Raw genomic sequence first — 19821 nt, forward strand, 5'->3', positions numbered from 1 at the left:
ATGCAAGTTACCCGTATTATCCCTGATGTGCCAAGCTTTTTGACTGGTAGCCTGAGCTTTGATGCTTGGTCTATCTTATTTCTGGTTGGGCAGTCACTGGTTATCTTCTTAGTCGTGGTATTGGTTGCGGCTATGATGATTATCTATGAGCGCCGTATGTTGGCCTTATGGCAAGATCGTTATGGTCCAAACCGTGTGGGTCCATTTGGCTCACTGCAGCTGGTCGCTGATATGCTCAAAATCTTCTTTAAAGAAGATTGGACGCCGAACTTTACTGATAAGTTTATGTTTACGTTGGCACCTGCGGTTGCAATGTTTACTGCCTTGGCCTCATTTGCCATCATTCCTATCTCGCCAACGCTTGGCGTGGTTGATTGGGATATTGGTATTTTGTTCTTCTTTGCTATGGCAGGTATTGCTGTCTATGCAGTGATGTTCGGTGGTTGGGCTTCTGCCAACAAGTTCTCGTTATTGGGTGGCTTACGTTCAGCGGCACAAACTATCAGTTACGAAGTCTTTTTAGGCTTATCTTTGATGGGTGTGGTTGCACTGACAGGCTCATTTAACTTACGTGCCATTGTTGAAGCACAAGCAGACGGTTGGTATATCATTCCGCAGTTTTTTGGCTTTTTGACTTTTGTGGTTGCCGGTGTTGCCGTTACGCATAGACATCCATTTGATCAACCAGAAGCAGAGCAAGAGCTGGCCGAAGGGTATCATGTTGAATATTCTGGCATGAAGTTTGGTATGTTCTTTATCGGAGAATATGTCAACGTTGTCTTGATTTCTGCCTTGATGACCTGCTTGTTTTTTGGCGGTTGGCTGGCACCTTTTAATTTAGATATTCCATTTATTCCACCAGCTTTTTGGTTCATGATTAAAACACTGTTTTTTATGACGATGTTTGTTTTGGCTCGTGGCTCACTTATGCGTCCGCGCTATGATCAGGTAATGAATTTTGGTTGGAAAGTCTGTCTGCCAGTAACACTGATTAATCTATTGGTTACTGCTGCAGTCATTTTGATCTTTTCCCCAACGTTATAATCATTACTAGCCATCATTGATGAACTAGGGTAAAGCTGATAAGGATAATAATCCCATGTTTACTACCATAAAAAAGACCGTCATTGGTATATTTACCATTGTTCGCAGTATGTGGATGGTCAATAGTCATGCGCTCAGGCCACGCGACACCATTCTTTATCCTGAAGAGCCCGTACCAGTACCACCGCGTTTTCGTGGGCGCATTGTGCTGACGCGTGACCCTGATGGTGATGAGCGTTGTGTTGCCTGTAACTTATGTGCTGTGGCATGTCCAGTTGGCTGTATCTCATTACAGAAAGCTGAACGTGAAGACGGCCGCTGGTATCCAGAGTTTTTTAGAATTAACTTTTCGCGCTGTATTTTTTGCGGATTGTGTGAAGAGGCATGTCCAACGACAGCCATTCAAATGACACCTGACTTTGAGTTGGGTGAATATAAGCGCCAAGATTTGGTTTATGAAAAAGAGCATTTGCTTATTTCAGGACCAGGTAAATATCCCGATTATAACTATTATCGTGTGACGGGTATGGCGGTAGCGGACAAACCAAAAGGGGCAGCGCAAAATGAAGCTGCACCTATTGACCTAAGGAGTTTGCTGCCATGATGAACATTTTGAACCATCCTGAGTTGGCAGGGTTTTATTCGCTCGCAGCAGTGGCAGTATTTGCCAGTTTGCGCGTGGTGACCCAAGCCAATCCAGTGCATGCTATTTTGTCGATGATTGTGTCATTGTTAGCGATTGCTGGCATATTCTTTGTGCTCGGTGCGCCATTTGCAGGGGCACTAGAAATCGTTGTTTACGCTGGCGCCATTATGGTGCTATTTGTCTTTGTCATTATGATGCTGAACTTGGGCATGAGCAATGATGAGCGTGAAGAACGCTGGCTTGATGCGGGCACTTGGGCGATACCGACAGGATTGACGATTATTATCGCGGTTGTGCTATATGCGATGATTGGTCTCAATCATGACGAAGCAGCAATGATTGGTGTGACGTCAATTTCGGCGAAAGAAGTCGGCACGGTATTATTTACTAAATACGTGATGCTGATAGAAGTGGCTGCATTATTATTACTAGCTGCTCTGGTCGCCGCTTATCATTTGGGCAAAGAGTCTGTAGATGATGAGGTTATCAGTCATGATAGCCAAACAGCACGCTCGAACAGTCGTGTTAAGCAATACGATAACATTCATCCAGACAGTACACACACAGATAACGATGCCGTGAAAACAGCTGAGCCCTACGAATATAAAGAAGTAGATCCGCATGACTACGTAAGTATGAATGTAGGCACGCAGATGAGTACGAAGAAAGTCACGCGCAAGGAGTCAGACTAATGGTACTAGCAGCGAGCGTGGCACAAGAGGTCGCGAATGTGCCGTTTGCCCATGAAGTAGCAGGCTTAGTACAGCCAGCTGTTGAGGTGCAACAGGTATTGGGCCTGATACCCATGAGCCATGGATTGATTTTGGCAGGTATTTTATTTGCTATCGGTCTATGTGGTGTCATGGTACGTCGCAATTTTCTCTTTATGCTTATGAGCCTTGAGATCATGATGAACGCGGCAGCACTAGCATTTGTGGTGGCAGGTAGTCGCTGGGTCGATCCAGATGGACAGATTATTTTTATCTTTATTTTGACGTTAGCAGCAGCAGAGGCCGCCATTGGTTTGGCAATATTATTGCGGTTTTATCATCAGCGTGGGCATTTAGATGTCGATAGCGCCAATGAGATGAAAGGATGATGTCATGAGTTTATTACCATTAACCTTTATATTCCCGCTCGTTGGCTTTTTGATTTTAGCCTTTATGCGCGACAAGCTAACAGAGCAGGTGGCAGCGATTGTCGGTGTGGGTAGCATGCTGTTATCAGCACTATGTACGCTATTCGTTAGCTATACTTTTTTAACCAGTAACCCAGCAGGTACTGTGGTCGAGATTCCACTTTGGACATGGTTCCAAGTTGGTGATTTTGCGCCAAGCTTTGGTCTTAGTTTTGATGGCTTGGCACTAACGATGACGGGTGTCATTACGGGTATTGGCTTTTTAATCCATTTGTTTGCCGCTTGGTACATGAAAGGCGACACTGGATTTGCCCGTTTCTTTAGCTATATGAATTTGTTCGTCGCCAGCATGCTATTGCTGGTATTGGCAGATAACTTGTTCTTGCTATATCTCGGTTGGGAAGGCGTCGGTATCTGTTCTTACCTGTTGATTGGTTTTTATTACCATGACCGAGCCAATGGTATTGCGGCGATGAAAGCCTTTACCGTCACGCGTGTAGGTGACGTATTCCTAGCGTTTGGTTTGTTTTTATTATTTCGAGAATTTGGCACGCTTAATATCCAAGAGATTATTACGCGCGCCCCAGAAGTATTCGATATCAATAATCCAACGATGATGCTGACTACGATGATGTTGGTTGGCGGCGCGATGGGTAAATCAGCCCAGCTACCACTACATACGTGGCTTGCTGATGCGATGGCTGGTCCAACACCTGTATCGGCATTGATTCACGCCGCGACGATGGTAACAGCGGGTGTTTACTTAATCGCCCGTCTACATCCATTGTTTGAGCTAACGCCTGGTATCTTATTGTATTGGGTCGGTGGTGTCGGTGCATTGACGCTTATCGTTGCAGGTTTCTGTGCACTGGCACAGACGGATATCAAACGCATCCTTGCTTATTCAACGATGAGTCAGATCGGCTATATGTTCCTAGCACTCGGTGTGGGGGCATGGCAAGGGGCTATCTTCCATCTGATGACGCATGCTTTCTTTAAAGCGCTGCTGTTCTTATCATCAGGTGCGGTCATCCTTGCAGTACACCATGAGCAAGATATCTTCAAGATGGGCGGTCTACGCAAAAAGATACCATTGGTATTTTGGTGCTATGTCGTCGGTGGTGGTGCACTTGCAGCCATACCTTGGGTCACCGTTGGCTTTTATTCTAAAGAAGCGATTCTTTGGGAGACTTATGCCACAGGTCATCTAGTATTGTTTTATATGGGTGTGTTCGGCGCTTTCTTAACCGCGATTTATACATTCCGTATGATTTGGATTATCTTCTTTGGTGAAGAAAAAACGCCTGCACACAAATTATCAGGTATGTCGTATTGGTTGCCTTTGACGGTATTGCTAGTATTATCTACCGCCGTTGGTGCATGGATTACACCGCCATTAGATGGTGTCTTACCAGAGAGTGTTGGTCACTTATTAGAAGTCGCGGGTCAAGCACATGCTAAGCATACTGCAGAGTATATCGCGATGGGTGCAATGGGCGCGGGCTTGATATTGGCAGCATTATTATACGTCGTAGATAAAGGTAGAATGCTTACCAGCTTTAAGCGCTCACGTATTGGCGGGGCGCTATATCACTGGTGCTATCACGGCCTAGGTTTTGATGCGCTATACGATGTAATTTTTGTAAAACCCTTTTTGTTCATCGGCCGCTTACTTAAAGCCGACCCTATTGATAAAACGTGGCTCATCCTACCTAAGCTGGCTTCAGCAGGTAATAAGGTGTTGTCTGCGACGCAAACAGGGTCACTTCGAGGTTATGCTGCAAGCTTTGGCTTGGGTATGGCTGTATTGCTGGTGCTGGTAATGATGACGGTGGTATAAGATGATTGAGTTACAACAAACGTGGATGCTACCAGCATTAATCGCAATTCCTTTTATTGCAGGATTGCTATGTTGGTTGGTCGAACGGTTTAATAAACGTCTACCGCGCTGGATTGCCTTAATCGGCATGACGCTGACCTTTGTATTGTCACTAGTATTGTGGCATTACGGTGACTTTAGCGGAATGAGTAAGCAAGTGATTGCCCCAAGCGCAAACGTGCCTTGGGTCGCTGAATTCAGTGTGCCATGGATACCGAGCTTTGGTATTAGCTTTCATTTAGCGTTAGATGGTTTGTCACTGATGATGGTGGCATTGACAGGACTGCTCGGTATTGCAGCGGTTGCCTGTTCGTGGAATGAGATTCAACGCCGAGTTGGTTTCTTTCACCTGAACTTGCTATGGAGCTTAGGCGGCGTCATTGGTGTTTTCTTAGCCATTGATTTGTTCTTATTCTTCTTCTTTTGGGAGATGATGCTGGTTCCTATCTACTTCTTGATCGCTATTTGGGGTCATGATGTGGTTGGCAAAACCAAAGAGTATGCAGCAACCAAGTTCTTTATTTATACCCAAGCTTCTGGGCTTATCATGCTCATTGGTATCTTAATGTTGGTCATTATTAGCTATGCCCAAAAAGGTGTCGTAAGCTTTAACTATAATGACTTGCTCGGTACGTCGTTGGGTGGTTGGGAATATCCAATCATGCTGTGTTTCTTTATCGGTTTTGCGGTGAAGTTGCCAATTATCCCTTTCCATGGCTGGTTGCCAGATGCGCATGCACAGGCACCAACAGCAGGTTCAGTGGATTTGGCGGGTGTACTGATTAAAACTGCGGCATATGGTCTGATTCGTTTTGTCTTACCATTATTCCCAGTAGCGTCACAAGAGTTTGCGCCGATTGCCATTACCTTAGGTACGATTGGTATCTTCTATGGTGCATGGCTAGCCTTTATGCAGACCGATATGAAGCGCTTGTTGGCTTATACCAGCATCTCGCACATGGGTTTTGTGGTATTGGCAATCTATGCTGGTACATTACTCAGCTTACAAGGTTTGATGATTCAGATGTTGGCACACGGTCTGAGTTCAGCGGCATTGTTCATTATGGCTGGTCAGTTATATGAGCGCTTGCACACACGTGATTTGACCTTGATGGGTGGTATGTGGGGGCAGTTCCGTTATTATGCGCCGATATTGATGTTCTTCTGCGCAGCGTTACTGGGTATCCCAGGTACAGGTAACTTCATTGGCGAGTTCATGATTTTATTTGGCTCATTTGCTCAATATCCTGTGTTTGTCGTCTTTGCGACATTCAGTTTGGTACTAGCAGGGCTATACTCGCTGATTCTTATTCATCGCGCGTTATTTGGTAAAAACAACATCGAAGAAGTCGCAATGCAAGAAACCAAATCACATGGTTTGCCACCGCGCAAACTCAAAGATTTGGGCAAGCGTGAGTTGTCATTACTACTGATGTTAGCTGCTGGACTGGTCTGGTTGGGTCTATATCCACAGCCTTTCCTTGATACCTCAAGTCACGCAATGCAGTGGATTAACAATGCATATACCTATAGTCAAGTAACACAAGTAGATGCGTCGCACCTGCTTGATGCAATGGAGGCACGTTAAGTCATGAATGATATTACGATGAATGATTTGATGGGATTGTTGCCTTATGCGCCAATCATTACTGTAGTGATTACGGTACTGGTGGTTATGATTGCCATCGCAGTTAAACGCTCCCATATGGTGACGGGTACAGTTACGGTCGTTGGCTTAAACATTGGTTTATTTACTTTGCTTGGTCAAATGACTGGCATCGTGAATAGTGGAACCATGATACCAAGTGCTGAACAGTTATTTGTGATTGATAACTTTGCTCAGTTTAATATGGTAATCATTTTTATCTGTGCATTGGCTTGTTGTACGCTGTCTTATGCGTACTTAGCAAACCTCAAGGATAATAAAGAAGAGCTGTATTTGCTCATGTTGTTATCGACGATTGGTGCTTTGCTGATGGTCAGTGCTCAGCATTTAGCGTCATTCTTTATGAGCTTAGAGATGCTGTCTATACCACTGTACGGTATGCTGTCATACACCTATATGCGCAAAAACTCGCTAGAGTCTGGTCTAAAGTACCTAGTGCTATCTGCAACGGCCTCGGCCACTTTATTGATGGGTATGGCGTTTATTTATGCAGAAGTAGGGTCACTGGCCTTTAAGCCTATTAGTGTAGAATTGAGCAATCTTTTTGAATCGCCACTGTTGATATTGGGCGCGGCGATGATGATGTTTGGCATTGCGTTTAAATTGTCTGCTGCGCCTTTTCATATGTGGACGCCAGATGTGTACGAGGGCGCACCAGCACCTATCGCGACCTTCTTGGCATCCGTATCAAAAGTTGCAATGATGGCGCTTGCGGTTCGCTTCTTAATTGATACCGCTTTGCTAGCACTGCCATCTGTGCAAATGCTATTGATGGTAATGGCGACTTTATCGATCTTGGTCGGTAACTTGTTAGCCGTACGTCAGACCAGTCTGAAACGCCTACTGGGTTATTCTTCTATTTCCCATATGGGTTATGTGATGATCGTGATTGTCAGTATTGGTACGGCAGCGGATAGCATCTCTAGTATGTATATGGCCGTTTATGCGTTGACCTCTATCGGTGCCTTTGGCGTAGTGACTCTCATGTCGAGTCCTTATCGTCTATCTGGTGAAGCTGATGAGTTGACTCATTATCAAGGGCTGTTCTGGCGTCGTCCAGTGCTGACTGCTGTCATGACTATCATGATGTTGTCACTGGCGGGTATTCCGTTGACGGCTGGCTTTATTACTAAGCTATTTGCCATATTGGCTGCGGTACAAGGAACCAACTGGTTCTTAGCAGCAATGATTATTTTAGGTAGCTCGATTGGTCTATTCTATTATTTGCGCGTGATGCTTACGCTGTTCAAACGTCCTAAGCAGTTTATCGAGTTTGACGTCTCTGGACAGTGGGCGATGCGCACAGGCGGTATCATGATTATTGCGGTGACAGCAATGATTATCTTCTTCGGTATCTTGCCGAGCAATATGATTGAATGGTCAAGTTTGGCACGTATCTGGTAGTCTTGAGAGAAAGGTGAGATAAGTCACTGCATGTGACTTATCTGCTATTACGGTTAGAAAACCAAGATGCGCCAGCTTTGTGATAAGCTTGGCGCATCTTTTATTTTGTATCGTTTAAAATTTTTATAAAAATAACTATAGTCAAAGAAGTCTAAAACAGCTACAAGGCAGCCGACTGCAGATAGTACAAGTCGTACATCTAAGGAGGGTAACGCCGTAGCTATTTAGTGGTTCTCTGACTATAACAATAAAAAGCGAGTGGCTAATTCTTATGAGTGACAATATTCAAACGGTAACCGTGCTTAGCAAAACCACGTGGACGCCCAACCTATTTAGTTTTACGGTCAGCCGTCCTGACAGCTTTAAGTTTACTGCCGGTCAGTTCGTGCGCTTGGGTGTCAATCCCAGTCGACTGAAGTACTATACAGAGCAAAGTGGTATGTCTGATGCTGATATATCTGATGAGGCCTTGGATGAAGATATCTTTCGCGCTTATTCGATTATTTCTTCGCCATTCGATGAAGTACTAGAGTTTTTCTCTATCGTCATCCCTGAAGGGGGATTTACCTCACAGTTGCAACATCTACAAGTAGGGGATGAGTTACTTCTTAATACCTTGCCATTTGGATTTTTGACATTGGCGCGTTACCAAAAACCATTGCCAAAAGATCTATGGTTGCTCGCAACAGGTACGGGTCTGGCACCATTTTTATCCATGTTACAGGATTTGAAGACATGGGAAGATTATGAGCACATTGTATTGGCTTATAGCGCGCGCTCGATAGAAGAGCTCGCTTATGTTGAAAAGATTGAAAGCTTACAAGAAGATTTTGGTTCGTTGGTTGAGAATCCAGCAAAGTTAATATTTATTCCTATCGTGACCCGTGAGCCTGTTGAAGGCGCATTAACAGAACGTCTGCCAAAGCTGTTACTGGATGGTACGTTACAAGGGCGTGCAGGCATCGATTTAGATATCGATACTACCCATGTCATGCTGTGTGGCAACCCAGATATGGTGGATGACACCAAAGAAGCATTAAAGTCGCTAGGACTGGTGATGAATCGACGAGGCGAGGGTAATATTGCCGTAGAGAACTATTGGTAGCCATATAACTGGTTTGAGTATTCTATAGACTTGCTGTGACAAAATAAAAACGCTGAGCTTCAAAGACTATTGTTTTTGAAGGTCAGCGTTTTTTATACGGTGAAATAGTTAAACTTGGCTTGGTTCAGTCGCATCATCTACGGGATTGACAGGACCTTGCATCAACTCAGGTTCATCATCGTCACTAATGATATCTTCGTTGCTACTTGCGGCTAGTAAGTCACGATAATTAATCTGAGTCTTTAAAATCATTTGCTCTTCTTCAAGTTCGCCATAATTCACTTGTACCTTATGCAAGGTACTCATGATTTTTTTATTCTTTTTTAGCCAGCGATTAATATCAATGTAGATGACTTCATCTTTTGCACGGGCAATATTGATATAAGAGAGCAGAAACCCTAATGGATCTTTTTTAAGGATACTGTGATAAAACCAGACGAACAGTTTGACACCTTGGCGTTTGAGAAAAGACTCGCAGCGTAAGTTGAGTACGTCAGTATATGTCTGCTGACCAAATACAAAACGTTGGACATTACGATCGAGCTGAACATGAATCAAGCCAAAGTTACTCGCGATTTCCACATAAATGCCTGCCACGTTAATCGTACAGTATAAGCGAAACCAGTCGTCATGCATCTCAACACGCAATTCTAAGATAGCCTTTACGTTATCAGTGACGAACTTCTGTAGCGAGTCATTGACGTACTCTTGTGTCACTGGCAGCGCAAGTTCATCTTCAAATTTATCCGTTGTTCTATCATATATCTGTCTGATAGATTGGGTAAGGCGCTCCCAGCCACCGCTAAACGACTCATCGAATCGATAGCCTAAATTGTCAAAGAATTCGTCAAAATTGTCTGAAGTATCCATGTTATCAAAATCACTCAAACTTCTTATCCTTATCATTATAGGGGTGCATCATCGTATAGCGCGCGCTCAGAATCGCTAATCAAAAATGGTCGATGAACGTTTATTTGATAATACGATGCTTATTAAACAGTATATATTAAATATGATGGCTTCAAAATGCACACATGTACTTTGTAGTCATTCATTTGGTCGATATTGAATATCAGAAGACAGCACTGACAGCGATTATGTTTTAGAAAATATGAATCGCGGATAATAACAAAGCCTATTTGGTTTATCTATGTTCACTATATAGATGCTGATATCTAGGGTGCTTGCAGCCCAATCGTCAATGTTCTTTCATCTGGCGTATGGGTTTTGTATTAAGTTTGACGGTATTTTTTTAAGCGTTTGCCTAAAGAATTGTAAAGCTTGCGTGGGTGGGTTAGATTGCTAACGCACAGGTTCTCGTGGCGACATAATTCTATGTCATGGTATGATAGCGCCAGAATAAATCATACATACCATTATGATGCTTATTATTTGCTGTTTTGTATTTATAAGCTCGTACCCATAAGTTGAGATCGACTGTGGCCTATATTAAAGATTCACAAAGCTATCACTTTTCCGCACAAGTACCTAAGCGAGATATTAGCTTACCTGTTGCTATCGTTATCGCAGTTGGTGTACATGCGCTTATTATTTTTGGCATTAGCTTTTCTATGGGGAAAGACCCTGCTGCGATGATGCAAGATGTCGCAAAAGCACTGACTGACAATATGAAGCCAAATGAGGATGCGCACTTTATTGCTGATGCCTCCCAAGAAGGTGGTGGTACGGTACAAGAGCAACTGAGACAAGAAACGGATCAGATTAGCCCGTTGTCCGCTGAGCAAATGAGTGAGACACAAGATGTGATTAGCTTGCAACGGCAAGTTCGACAGCAGCAGTATCAAGAGAGCTATCTACGCACGACATTAAGTTGGCGCCAGGCCAATGTAGAGTCGGATAATGATAGCAAAGAAGCACAAGACGATATGATTGCACAAGAAGAGCGTCTGCGAAAACAAGTCGCTACCTTGGAAGCTCAGTTGTCTCAGCGCCAGCAAGTGTATGCCACCAAATCGAAAGTGGTGACTGTCGATAGTAATTCAACGACACGCGGTGCAGCAGCGGACTATATCAATACGTTTCGTGAGCATGTCGAGCGCATCGGCAATCTACATTATCCGGTGCAAGCGCGCGCGCAAGGGATCACTGGTGAAGTACGTCTGATGGTCATCATTAGTAGCGATGGTAATATTAAAGCCATTCGCTTACTTGAGAGCTCAAACTCAACGATACTAGACGAAGCGGCCAAACAGTCGGTTAGACAAGCCGCGCCTTTTGGTGCATTCACCAAAGATATGAGTGATATTGTCGAGTTACGTTTGATTCGTACTTATCAATACAGCGATAAAGTGAATGTGACTTATTAAGGTATTTCTTAAGATGGTTCGAATGTAATCAATGATGAAAACTAGCATAACAATTCACGCCCTAGTTTTTATATGACAGATACCCAAATTCATAAAACACAGCTATAAAATAAAGAGTCAGTATGGAATTTTTAGGTTTTACCATAGATATTGCGGCCTTAACCAGTAATGCAGTAAGTTTGGTTATAAAAGTAGCACTAGCGATATTGATATTCGTCGTAGGACGTTGGCTTGCCAAAAAAGCCGTCGCTATCGCACAAAAAATTATGCTGCGTAGTCACTTAGATGACACGGTTGCTAGCTTTTTGGGTCGTTTAATCTACGGCGTGCTATTGGTAGTAGTTGCACTAGCAGCACTTAGCAAAGTTGGTGTGCAGACGACTTCAGTTGTCGCCATATTAGGTGGTGCTGCCGTTGCGATTGGTCTGTCACTAAAGGATCAACTGTCTAACTTTGCCGCTGGTATTATGATTGTGACGTTTCGCCCATTTGTACGCGGTGATTACGTGCAAATACTGGGTCACACAGGCACGGTGACAGAGATCAGTTTGATTAATACGCATCTGACCACGACCACCAATCACGATATTATTATCCCTAACGGTGACATCACCACAACCGCGACTATCAACTATTCGTCGTTACCCAATCGCCGCGTGGATATCACTATCGGTATTGGCTATGATGCCGATATTAAGACAGCAAAAGATATCATGATAAAGCTGGCCACCGATAATCCGTTGGCATTTACTGATCCTGCACCTATCGTCCGTGTGACCAACTTAGGGGATAATTCGGTTGATTTGACCTTAAACGTTTGGACCACCAATGCGGATTGGTGGAGCATGCAATGTGATTTGCTTGAGCAGTTTAAATACGCGCTTGATGACAATAAAATCGACATTCCATTCCCGCAGCGCAGTGTACATGTTAAGGGTTTGGAGATGTTGATGGGCAACAAAAACGAATCGCCATTGCCATCTTTAGACAAAGATCAAAACCTCTAAAGATAAAGATGTTTAAATCGCATTCACTATAAATAGGGATTTGGTAGGTTTAGGCCTGCCAAAACCTCAATTTCAAACTGCTCCATCTCATCTTGTTCAGCTTGTCCAAGCTCATGATCAAATCCAAGCAAGTGCAGCACACCATGTGTTAATAGATGGCTAATGTGCTGTGCGACTGTTTTCTCTTGTTCTGCGGCTTCACGCACTATCACATCATGACAAATAATCAGCTCACCAAGCGCTAGGGTTGGCATCAGCTCGATGATAGCGGCTGGCAAGTCACTAGGATAAGACAGAATGTTGGTCGCATAATCCTTGCCTCGTGCTTCCAAATTCAACTCACGACCTTCAGTCTCATCAGTGATATATATATCGAGTGATTTGGCTTTTTCTTGCCATAATTCAACATCAATATCTGCAAAATAAGGCAGTACTAAACCACTATTAATTTGCTCATCTATGTAATCTAAAGTTGCCATCATCACAGGTAGTAGCGTGTCACGATGATAAAAAGTATCGAGTAGTGTGTCATCAATACTACTCGTTGCACTGATGTCTAATACCTCAAAGCTTTCATCATTATTAGTGACATCCGTTGCCTTGTTTTGGTTAAAACTGTCATCGTTATTATACTGGCTCATGTTGTTCTCTCCTTACTATATTGTCATGTCGTTTGTCTAACTTACTAAAACTGCCCAAGGTTAACTTACCAACCCCAATCTACGACGCTAATTATCAGTCTAGCAGCAAAAAACCGGACTACTAGTCAGTAATCCGGTTTTGCGTTTTTATATTTGCGCTTTTAAGGTGGCAAATATCAAACCTACCACCTTATAGCTTGGCTGCGGCATTAGCGATGGCTTGTCTACGCTCTTGCTCTTTGATGCGCTCAAACTTACGCTTTTCTTCTAATATGATTTGTTCTTCATCAAACACATCATAGGCTTCAACGATTTTTTGCACCAGTTGATGACGTACCACGTCTTTTGAGTCAAACTTAGTGATATGAATCTCTTCAATACCGCTTAAGATTTCCATCGCTTGTGCCAAGCCAGACTTATGACCACGGGGTAAATCCACTTGGGTCACGTCACCAGTGATCACGGCTCGCGAGCCAAAACCCAGACGGGTCAAAAACATTTTCATTTGCTCAGGCGTGGTGTTTTGCGCTTCATCCAAGATGACAAACGAGTTGTTTAATGTACGACCGCGCATATAGGCAAGGGGTGCGATTTCGATGACTTGTTTTTCAATCAGCTTGCCTACTTTTTCAACACCGATCATCTCATATAACGCATCGTACAATGGACGCAAGTAAGGATCGATTTTTTGCGTTAAATCACCAGGCAAGAATCCCAGTTTTTCACCAGCTTCTACGGCCGGACGCACGAGTAAAATCCGCTCAATCTCATTACGCTCGAGCATATCCACGGCGCAAGCAACGGCTAGATACGTTTTACCAGTGCCAGCAGGACCAATACCAAATGAGACGTCAGAGTTCAGCACACTTTGGACATAGGTCTGCTGATTGCCACCGCGAGGAATAATACGACCCTTACGGGTGCGCAAGCTAACGGGCGTAAATTCACTAGCAATATCGAAATCTTCTTCTTTGGCAGCTTCTTCTGCCTGTTGTGCATCGGCTGCCATGTCTTCGTCACGAGAGATGCTGGATTGGATGATGAGATGCAACTCTTCTGCACTGATGTCTTTTTTGTTTTGAGCTTCATCCACCATCTTGTAAATAATACGTTCACCACGCTCAACACCGGTCACATCACCGCTCAGGCAAAAGTCACCTTGACGCTGCATGATTTTGATATCGAGGCGTTTTTGGATATATTTCATGTGATTGTTGTATTCACCTAGCACGATTTTAAGCTGTGCTGGCGTCAATGATTCAAACTTTATACGGCGGCTCATGGAATCAGTCAAGCGATTATCCTTTTATTGTGTGCCCAAAGTGATGTTGTTTTATTAAGCTTTGGACTTAAGAGATAAAGTAGTCGGTCGTTATTGTCTTGGCTTCAAATTATAGAGATAGAAATGACGGTAGCAATGCTGTTGGTTTTGTTGTTTGTTTTAGGAGTGGTGATAAGTAACGGTCTTGCCTTTATTATGGTAGATAGTTTTTAAATTTCAAGCCATACATCATATACGTGACGTTGTTTTTGTATGGTGATTGCAACGGTCATGCTTTATTGAATGCTTTTATGAGGTTAATGGCTTTTGCATGTCAATCTGATATTAAATTAGTCTTCAGTAATACAAGATATCACGAATTTTTAGTACACGCTTTGTCTACTGTTAAGGGCACGGAGCGATAGATAATTTGTGGTAATCTATGAGTGATATCATAGCGCTTATAATTAAATTTAAAACACGAATAAAATGAGCAGGATTATAAAATTTAAGTGGCTGCTAGTGGCAATTAATAGCCCATTCATCAATTATAGAAAGCACTTCCCATACAATAAAGTAGGAATAATAATGATACAAAATACTGATGTAAACTTATCGAATGCTCAAAGCAAAGTTGAGAATGTAGTTGGAATCACAGCTGATAACAGTAAGGCAATCACGGCGCAGCAAGTACTTATCGCAGGTGGCGGGCATGTCGGTTTATCCTTTGCACTGCTGCTAGCGAATCATGGCATTGCGAGCACGTTATTAGAAAAAAACAGCTATCCGACCATCAGTCCAAATGATGACAACAATCGCAGCCATTATTTGGACAGTCGCAATACCGCATTATCACGCCGCACTGTACAGATTTACCAAGAGATTGGCCTATGGGATGAGTTACAAAGCCATGCCTGCCGTATCGATGCAGTACAGGTTAGCGAACAAGGCAGCTTTGGCCGTGCGCAGCTCAATAAAGCCGAGGAAAAAGTAGAGTCATTTGGTCAAGTAATAGAAAATGCATGGCTCGGACGCAAGCTTTTATTGGCCGCGCAACATGAGCCGTTGATTACCTTGATTGATAATGCCAATGTCAGCGCAGTGGCACAAAAAGCGGATGGTGTCACGCTGAGCTTTAGTTATTACGGTGAAGAGGAACAAGCGCAGCAATTGCAGGGCAGTGTGTTGGTCGCTTGTGATGGACGTGATTCTACCGTGCGTCAGCTATTGGATATCGGCACAACCACTTATGACTATCAACAAACAGCTATTGTGGGTGTGGTAGAAACTGACAAGGCGCATGAGCATGTCGCGATTGAGCGCTTTAGCCCAGCAGGTCCACTTGCCGTACTACCACTGACAGATCCAAATGGCGATGGCAATGATGAGTATCAGAATGGCTATAGACGCTCGGTCGTTTGGGTATGTCCAAAGGGCGAAGAGAAACGCTATCTAGAAGACGATGCGCATTTTTTACAGACGTTACAGCAAGCCTTTGGTCAACGAGCTGGCAAATTCATCGCTGCTGGTCGTCGCGGTGCTTATCCATTGACACGTGTGCTAGCAGACAAGCAAGTAGATGGTCGCTGCGTGGTCATGGGCAATGCTGCTCACACACTGCATCCCGTAGCAGGGCAAGGTTTTAACCTGTGTATGCGTGACGCGCATGTATTGGCGCAGATGATGAATGCGCAAGTACTGAAGGGCGCAGATATTGGTGATCCAACGCTACTCAAACGCTATGAAAAAGCACGTCTAAGCGATCAAAAACGAGTCATTCGTTTTTGCGATGCTGTGGTACATGGATTTACCCATCCTAATCCAGTCATAAAGCTAGCAAGAAATGTGGCTCTAGTTGCCTTTGATAAACTGCCAAATATCAAGCCGTTGGTTGCGACCTACGCGATGGGCTTAAAATCATAGTATAGCCAATCCTCTATAAAAGAGTGACAGCGTTAATCTTGCTTGAAGTAAGATTGATAACAAGTATTCTAATATTGACCAGTATTGAGAGACACCTTATGAAAAACAACCATACGCTGATTATCGGTAGTGGTATCGTTGGTGCAACGCTTGCGCTAAAACTGGCTCAAGCAAAAATGCCCGTGACATTGATTGATGCTCGTCCGGCTCGTGATGCCTTAGCTTGGCAAGGTGTACTGAGCAAACGTGATGCTCGAGTGTATGCGCTGAGTTTGGCCAGTATTAATTTGCTGAAAGACGTGGGTGCTTGGCAAAAGATTGTGAGCTCTGAGCGTAAGGCTGATTATTCGCAAATGCAGGTATGGCAACTGAACGGCATGGGCGAGCTGCTATTTGGTGAGAGTAGCGATGATCCGTCTAATTCTGTCGTGCCGCAAATGCTCGGTAGCATGGTCGAGCCAGCCGTCATTGAGCATGCATTGTGGCAACGTCTGTGTGAGGATGATGTCAGTGATTATTTGACCATCATCGCGGGACAAAAAGTCACAAACATGGATTGGCTAGGCACGGCATTAGGATACCGTGTTACCGTTGATGATGGTACTGTGATTGACGCTCAATTATTAGTGGGCGCGGATGGTCGCGGCTCATTTGTGCGTAAACAGGCGGCGATTGGACTGGACACGCTCGATTACAATCAAACCGCGATTTGCTGTGCGATTCACACCGAAAAACCGCATCAGGCGACGGCGCGACAGGCGATGTTACCGACTGGCACACTGGCTTTATTGCCATTAGCGGATATTACCGATGACGATAAAGCCAATCCACAGCATTGGCAATCGATTGTATGGACGTTACCGCGCAATCAAGCATTGGCATTGATAGAGGAAGATGCACGGGTTATCGCTGATAAACTGGCTGCTGCCTGTCATTATGAGTTGGGCGCTATCAGTCAGATTGAATCGATCGCTAGTTTTCCGCTAACCGCGCAACAAGCAAAAAGCTACGTCGCTGATAACTTGGTATTAATCGGTGATGCGGCACATGGTGTGCATCCGCTGGCAGGTCAAGGGCTGAATCTGGGCATGCTTGATGTACAAGTATTGAGCGAGCAATTGGCACACGACTTTACTCGTAGTGGTGGTACGATTTGGGGCAGTAATCAAACATTGCGTCGTTATGAGCGTCTGCGTCGTCCGCATAATAGCCTGATGATGCACAGCTTTTCTGCGCTTAATTGGCTATTCGCAGGGTCGCTTGCGCAATTACGTCCCGTACAGCAGATACGTAGCGAAGGCATGTACCGTGTTGGCAAAATGAAGCCGCTCATGCGTTTGTTTGCCAAGCAGGCGAGTGGCGTCTAAGCGCTTAAAGCTCAACCACCGTCTATCTTAAACCAAATATCCTAAGGTAATCCCTTATGCTCATTCCTAAATACTGGGCGCAATATAAACAGCGCTTTGAGTTGTCAGAAACAGCTGATAACGCATCCGATGACTTTAATTCTAAGCAAGCAACTATTAAGCGCTATGGCTGGTCAGATATCAGTCAAGCAGAGGCCTTGGCTCATGCGAAGGCACGAGTGAAAGAGACTCATCAACGCTGGCTAAAGGGCGAGGATATTGTCAGACGTGAGCGTAGGGAAGAGTATAACGAAAGTAATGGCATTCCTATCCGTGAGCAGATTATTTCTAAGCAGAATTTTTCAGAGAATGGCTTAACTAAAACTGGCTTAGAGAGTAAGGCATCTGATACGCAGCTTGTTGTCACGCGTAACAGTTACGGTGCACAGGTTGCCAATGTCAATAATATTGCGATTATCGATGTTGATAATAAAGATCTATTAGGCCATCTATATCCCGAACATTACAGTCCTAATGGCTTTATGCCTGCTATACCTACTTATCAAACTAAGTCATCAAACAAATTACCAGTTTGGGGGTTTATTATCCTCTTTATATTTATCGCCAGTGTTATCGCTTGGCTCGGACTATCATGGTTATGGCTGTTAGTGGTTATGATTGGCGCGACCGTCTATTTGTGGCAACAAGCCAGCCAAAGAGATAAAGCATATATGCAAAAATATACTGCTGAAATGAATTCGTTACAGCCTTTTATAACGGATTTGATTCAGCAGCGCGTCGCCAGCCATCCACAAGAATCCTTTCGTTTATATGAGACGCCTGCAGGCTTTCGTATTATTGCTACCCACGATACTATCGCGCCAAATGATGCGTTAGTCGCGGACTGGTTTGAGTATTTCCATGCCGATGCCAATTACGTGCGTCTCTGTCAGGCGCAGCAGTGCTTTCGAGCTCGGCTTACTGCAAAGCCATGGCGCATGACTGAGGTCGAGGGTAAAAAACTGGCTAAAGATATTCCTGCTAAAAACTTTTGGTTTGATGCTGAGAGCACGGATGCATATAGTAGTATTGAGCAACGTCAAAAAGAGTTAAAGGCGCGAAAAGAGTGGATTAAAAATTACGATACGTATGCTAAAAACTATAGAGCCTGTCGCTATGTGGAGAGTTTTTCTGGTAAAGAAGGTATTGATAGAAATACAGCCTCTACGCAAGCCATTGATGCTTTTATCAAGTGGCATGACGATGCCTGTCAGGTGGATAAAGAGCTGGAGATGGCTTAGGGCGTGTTCAACGCGCCCTAATCACTAATCATAATGAAAGGACTTATACTAGGGCGTGTCAAAACTTAACGTTACCCCAAAGACGAGAACAGCACCATCAATACGGGCGAGACAATATTAATAATAAAGCCAAAGCTAATTGCCAATGGCACGACCTTTAGACCGCCTGATTGTTGAATGATTGGCAAGGTGAAATCTAGACTGGTTGCGCCACCAAGCCCTACCGCTGCTGATGGGTATTTACGCATAAATACGGGAATAAATAGTAACGCAAAGAACTCACGTACCAAGTCATTGAATAAGGCGACACTACCCCAGACCGCACCATATGCATCGGTCATCACAATGGCGGATAGGGAGTACCAACCAAATCCTGATGACAGTGCCAAGCCTTTCGTCCACGATACATCCGTAAACAATAGCGCAAAAACAAGCCCACCGACCAATACTGATAGCGTAAAAATGATGCTCATTTCTACGCCGCGTTTATTGAGGAGCACTTCCTTTAAGGTAATTCCTGAACCTTTTAAACCGATACCGACCAATAAAATCAAGATCATCAGCATGACGGTCATAGAGTTTTCGTGCGGCATATAATCAGCGGGTAGGAAATAGCCAATCACCATCCCAATCACCACGCAAACGACTTGGGCGAGGCTGCCTCGAATACTGACGCGATGCTCTTTGGATTTTACGCTGGGTTTTTTGGCATGCCATGGGCGCAGGTGATCGAACAACATCAGCCCAAATAAACCCGTGCCAATTGTCAGTATCGATAATACAGTGACATACAGCGCAATTTCACCCAGCTGATTACCTAGCCCTTCTACCTGTGACAGCTCAATACCGATCAGTGCCAAGATGACGTAAACCAAATAAGATAAGCCTTTGTCAGCCAACTTCGTCATGGTGGGGTTAGAAGGAATGGCAAAGCCAATAAACATTGGCATTAGGACCAGAACAAGGGTAATGAGGCTTTGCATGATGATAGGCTCGCAGCGTTTTTAACAAGGCGTTTTTAAGAAGCTGAAGATTGTATCATATCAGGCTAGCAATACTGACATGAGCAACTGATATTCATGGTAAATCATGGTCTTTATTGATGCAGAAGTGAAGGCTTAGACGGTTATATA

At 44.1% G+C, this 19821-nt stretch carries 17 protein-coding genes; 13 read left to right on the forward strand and 4 right to left on the reverse strand.

The features are described from left to right. From nuoH to I6E84_RS12475, 8 genes are all read left to right on the forward strand, one after another. Entirely contained in the window at positions 1–1044 is a 1044-nt protein-coding gene (gene nuoH / locus I6E84_RS12440) for an NADH-quinone oxidoreductase subunit NuoH (RefSeq protein ID WP_194196871.1), read from the forward strand. Positions 1045–1099: 55 nt separating this feature from the next. Then, positions 1100–1648, forward strand: coding sequence for an NADH-quinone oxidoreductase subunit NuoI (gene nuoI, locus I6E84_RS12445; RefSeq protein ID WP_110922265.1), 549 nt, complete (start codon positions 1100–1102; stop codon positions 1646–1648). Further along, on the forward strand, positions 1645–2382 hold the full coding sequence (gene nuoJ / locus I6E84_RS12450) for an NADH-quinone oxidoreductase subunit J (RefSeq protein ID WP_197218292.1): 738 nt from the start codon (positions 1645–1647) through the stop codon (positions 2380–2382). Before nuoI ends, nuoJ begins: the two co-directional genes overlap by 4 nt. A gap of 98 nt (positions 2383–2480) precedes the next feature. Next, on the forward strand, positions 2481–2789 hold the full coding sequence (nuoK, locus tag I6E84_RS12455) for an NADH-quinone oxidoreductase subunit NuoK (protein ID WP_197218377.1): 309 nt from the start codon (positions 2481–2483) through the stop codon (positions 2787–2789). A 4-nt stretch (positions 2790–2793) separates the two neighbouring features. Continuing rightward, positions 2794–4668, forward strand: coding sequence for an NADH-quinone oxidoreductase subunit L (nuoL, locus tag I6E84_RS12460; protein ID WP_197100601.1), 1875 nt, complete (start codon positions 2794–2796; stop codon positions 4666–4668). A 1-nt stretch (position 4669) separates the two neighbouring features. Beyond that, entirely contained in the window at positions 4670–6295 is a 1626-nt protein-coding gene (nuoM, locus tag I6E84_RS12465) for an NADH-quinone oxidoreductase subunit M (RefSeq protein WP_197218294.1), read from the forward strand. A gap of 3 nt (positions 6296–6298) precedes the next feature. Next, a complete protein-coding gene (gene nuoN / locus I6E84_RS12470; RefSeq protein WP_110922269.1) occupies positions 6299–7777 on the forward strand; it encodes an NADH-quinone oxidoreductase subunit NuoN in 1479 nt (492 codons plus the stop codon). Positions 7778–8048: 271 nt separating this feature from the next. Then, complete coding sequence (locus I6E84_RS12475; RefSeq protein ID WP_197218296.1) at positions 8049–8882, forward strand: ferredoxin--NADP reductase; 834 nt, start codon at positions 8049–8051, stop codon at positions 8880–8882. Between the two features lie 108 nt (positions 8883–8990). Here I6E84_RS12475 and I6E84_RS12480 read toward each other — a convergent pair whose 3' ends face one another. After that, the gene (locus I6E84_RS12480) at positions 8991–9788 is read right to left on the reverse strand and encodes a hypothetical protein (protein WP_110922271.1); all 798 of its coding nucleotides are present in this window, start codon (positions 9786–9788) and stop codon (positions 8991–8993) included. 533 nt (positions 9789–10321) lie between these two features. On the opposite strand from I6E84_RS12480, the gene I6E84_RS12485 reads away from it, so the two are divergent. Together I6E84_RS12485 and I6E84_RS12490 are read left to right on the forward strand one after the other, a co-directional pair. Beyond that, positions 10322–11209: an energy transducer TonB gene (locus I6E84_RS12485; RefSeq protein ID WP_197218298.1), complete on the forward strand. Its 888-nt coding sequence runs from the start codon at positions 10322–10324 to the stop codon at positions 11207–11209. A gap of 122 nt (positions 11210–11331) precedes the next feature. Continuing rightward, positions 11332–12216, forward strand: coding sequence for a mechanosensitive ion channel family protein (locus I6E84_RS12490; RefSeq protein WP_110922273.1), 885 nt, complete (start codon positions 11332–11334; stop codon positions 12214–12216). 26 nt (positions 12217–12242) lie between these two features. Here I6E84_RS12490 and ybeY read toward each other — a convergent pair whose 3' ends face one another. Next, positions 12243–12857, reverse strand: a complete 615-nt coding sequence (gene ybeY / locus I6E84_RS12495; protein WP_197218299.1) for an rRNA maturation RNase YbeY — start codon at positions 12855–12857, stop codon at positions 12243–12245. A gap of 190 nt (positions 12858–13047) precedes the next feature. Then, positions 13048–14139, reverse strand: coding sequence for a PhoH family protein (locus I6E84_RS12500; RefSeq protein WP_194197127.1), 1092 nt, complete (start codon positions 14137–14139; stop codon positions 13048–13050). Positions 14140–14706: 567 nt separating this feature from the next. Between I6E84_RS12500 and I6E84_RS12505 the strand changes: the two genes are divergently transcribed. The 3 genes from I6E84_RS12505 to I6E84_RS12515 all read left to right on the forward strand — a co-directional run bounded on the left by I6E84_RS12505 (position 14707) and on the right by I6E84_RS12515 (position 18688). Beyond that, positions 14707–16041 carry an FAD-dependent monooxygenase gene (locus tag I6E84_RS12505; protein ID WP_197218300.1) on the forward strand — a complete coding sequence of 445 codons (1335 nt, stop codon included), beginning with the start codon at positions 14707–14709 and terminating at the stop codon, positions 16039–16041. A gap of 98 nt (positions 16042–16139) precedes the next feature. Then, positions 16140–17408, forward strand: a complete 1269-nt coding sequence (locus I6E84_RS12510; RefSeq protein WP_197218301.1) for an FAD-dependent monooxygenase — start codon at positions 16140–16142, stop codon at positions 17406–17408. Between the two features lie 56 nt (positions 17409–17464). Continuing rightward, positions 17465–18688 carry a hypothetical protein gene (locus I6E84_RS12515; RefSeq protein ID WP_197218302.1) on the forward strand — a complete coding sequence of 408 codons (1224 nt, stop codon included), beginning with the start codon at positions 17465–17467 and terminating at the stop codon, positions 18686–18688. A 71-nt stretch (positions 18689–18759) separates the two neighbouring features. On the opposite strand, the gene I6E84_RS12520 is transcribed toward I6E84_RS12515, so the two are convergent. Further along, entirely contained in the window at positions 18760–19671 is a 912-nt protein-coding gene (locus I6E84_RS12520) for a lysine exporter LysO family protein (RefSeq protein WP_197218303.1), read from the reverse strand. Positions 19672–19821: the final 150 nt, after the last annotated feature.

The sequence above is a fragment of the Psychrobacter sp. SCQQ22 genome, from assembly GCF_015864605.1.
GTDB classification, from domain to species: Bacteria; Pseudomonadota; Gammaproteobacteria; order Pseudomonadales; family Moraxellaceae; genus Psychrobacter; species Psychrobacter fozii.